The sequence below is a fragment of the Rhodoferax sp. genome (assembly GCF_039922535.1).
GTDB lineage: Bacteria > Pseudomonadota > Gammaproteobacteria > Burkholderiales > Burkholderiaceae_C > Rhodoferax_B.
Map to the genome: position 1 here is coordinate 1 of NZ_JBDTEM010000501.1, position 2,711 is coordinate 2,711.

2 protein-coding genes and 1 pseudogene are annotated in these 2,711 nt (G+C 64.0%); all 3 read left to right on the forward strand.

Features of this window, described 5'->3' with window-relative positions:
- On the forward strand, positions 1-1,170 hold a 1,170-nt coding region (locus ABI213_RS23440), incomplete at its 5' end, for an OFA family MFS transporter (RefSeq protein WP_348028904.1).
- A gap of 48 nt (positions 1,171-1,218) precedes the next feature.
- Entirely contained in the window at positions 1,219-1,698 is a 480-nt protein-coding gene (locus ABI213_RS23445) for a formate dehydrogenase subunit gamma (protein WP_348005078.1), read from the forward strand.
- Positions 1,695-2,711 (forward strand): annotated as a pseudogene (locus tag ABI213_RS23450) (formate dehydrogenase); the annotation flags it as partial. The gene ABI213_RS23445 and the pseudogene ABI213_RS23450, both read left to right, overlap by 4 nt.

Consider the following 2,711-nt stretch of genomic DNA (forward strand, 5'->3'; position numbering starts at 1 on the left):
ACGCTGATCAAGTGGTTCCCTGACCGCCGTGGCATGGCTACCGGCATGGCCATCATGGGCTTTGGCGGCGGCGCGATGATCGGCAGCCCGCTGGCCGCCGACTTGATGAAGCATTTCGCCAGCGCCACCGACGTGGGCGTGATGCAGACCTTCGTCGTGATGGCGCTGGTGTATTTTGTCTTCATGATGGCCGGTGCCCTGGGCTACCGCGTGCCCGAAACCGGCTGGAAACCCGCCGGCTGGACTCCGCCCGCAGCCAACGCCAGCAATAGCATGATCACCCAGCGCCACGTGCACGTCAGCAAGGTGTGGGGCATTCCCCAGTTCTGGCTGGTGTGGATGGTGCTGTGCATGAACGTCAGCGCCGGTATCGGCGTGATCGGCATGGCCTCGCCCATGCTGCAAGAGGTGTTTGGCGGATCGTTGATTGGCCTAACGCAGAAATACGGCGAGCTCGACAAAACCCAGTTGGCGGCGATTGCTGGCGTGGCGGCGGGCTTTACCGCGCTGCTGAGCCTGTTCAACATCGGTGGCCGCTTCTTTTGGGCCAGTCTGTCCGACAAGCTGGGCCGCAAGATGACCTACGTGGTGTTCTTTGTGCTGGGCGGGGCCATGTACTTCAGCGTGCCCGGCAGTGCCGCTGCGGGCAGCATCGTCTTGTTTGTTGGCGCACTTTGCGTCATTTTGAGCATGTACGGCGGCGGTTTTTCTACCGTGCCCGCCTACCTGGCCGACCTGTTTGGAACGCAAATGGTGGGGGCCATCCATGGCCGCCTGCTGACCGCCTGGGCCACCGCCGGTGTGCTGGGGCCGGTGGTGGTGAATTACATGCGGGAATACCAGCTGGGCCTTGGACTCCCGCGCGAACAGGTTTATAACCAGACCATGTACATCCTGGTGGGCATGCTGGCGGTGGGCCTGGTGTGCAACCTGCTGATCCGCCCGGTGGCCGACAAGTACTTTATGACCGATGCCGAACTGGCTGTTGAAAAACGCCTGGCGCATGAAAAAGCCGCCGGTGCCGAGCTGCACGCCAGTGGCACAGGCGGGCAGACTGCCACTAACCCGGTTAACCCCGCTTTCGTGGTGTTGGCGTGGCTGGCGGTGGGCTTGCCCTTGGTCTGGGGCATCTACCGCACGCTGCTCAGCGTAGCCAAATTTTTCCACTGATATCGTCTTAAAAAAGAGCGCCTAGCGCCACCACCGGACAGCCCCACCATGACAACCGAAAACACCCTTGAAACCGTTGCGACAGTGGTGGCTGCCCACCGGCACCTGCCCGGCGCACTGATGCCCATCCTGCACGCGGTGCAGGACGCACTGGGCTACATCCCGGCCACTGCGGTGCCCAGCATCGCCAAAGCGCTGAACCTGTCCACCGCCGAGGTGCATGGCGTGGTGACTTACTACCACCACTTCCGCTCGCAGCCTGCGGGCCAGCACGTGGTGCAAATCTGCCGGGCCGAGGCCTGCCAGTCCATGGGGGCTGAGCAGCTCTGGGCCCATGCCTGCGTGCGCCTGGGCTTGAGTGGCGACCACCCCGGCACCACGGCAGACGGCGCGGTGACGCTGGAGCCGGTGTACTGCCTGGGCCTGTGTTCCTCGTCCCCGGCGATGGTGGTGGATGCCAAGCTGCATGCGCGCATGAGCATTCCCAAATTTGACCGCTTGGTCGCCCAGGCCCGGAGCGCAGCATGATCATCTACATCCCCTGTGATTCCGCCTCGCTGGCCGTGGGTGCCGACGAAGTGGCGCTGGCAATTCAGGCCGAGGCCGACCGGCGCGGCGTGGCGATCGAGCTGCGCCGCAACAGTTCGCGTGGCCTGTTTTGGCTGGAGCCGCTGGTCGAAGTCATCACCCCTGCAGGTCGCATCGCCTTTGGCCCGGTGGCCGAGGAGGATGTGGCCAGCCTGTTTGATTCCAACTGGACTGCCAGCCACCCGCTGCATCTGGGCCACCCGGAAGACATGCCCTACCTGCAAAAGCAGGAGCGCCTGACCTTCGCCCGCATGGGCATCACCCGTCCTTTATCACTGGTGGACTACGAGGCGCATGAAGGCTTTGCCGGTTTGCGCCAAGCCCTGCAACTCGCGCCGACCGAAGTGGTGCAGCAGGTGCTCGATTCAGGCCTGCGGGGCCGGGGTGGCGCGGCCTTTCCGGCAGGCATCAAATGGAAGACCGTGGCCGCCGCGCAGGCCGCGCAAAAGTACGTGGTCTGTAACGCCGACGAGGGCGATTCGGGCACCTATTCGGACCGCATGACCATGGAGGGCGACCCTTTTATGCTTATCGAGGGCATGGCGATTGCCGCCATCGCCACCGGGGCGACACAAGGCTATATCTACATCCGTTCTGAGTACCCACACGCCGTGGCCACCATGCGCAGCGCGATTGAACTGGCTACCGCTGCGGGCTTTTTGGGCGAGCGCATTTTGGGCAGTGCCCACGGCTTTCACCTGCACGTGCGCATGGCCGCCGGGGCCTATGTGTGTGGCGAGGAAACCGCCATGCTGGAGAGCCTGGAGGGCAAACGCGGCATCGTGCGTGCCAAGCCGCCGCTGCCCGCGCTCAGCGGCCTGTTTGGCAAGCCCACGGTGATCAACAACGTGATTACCTTGGCTTCTGTGCCCATCATCCTGGCGCGTGGCGCGGCGCATTACCGCGATTTTGGCGTGGGCCGTTCGCGCGGCACCTTGCCGATCCAGCTGGCC

Excerpts from the sequence above, each read along its gene's own strand:
- ABI213_RS23445 (WP_348005078.1), top strand. The coding sequence starts at position 1,219 with ATGACAACCGAAAACACCCTTGAAACCGTTGCGACAGTGGTGGCTGCC.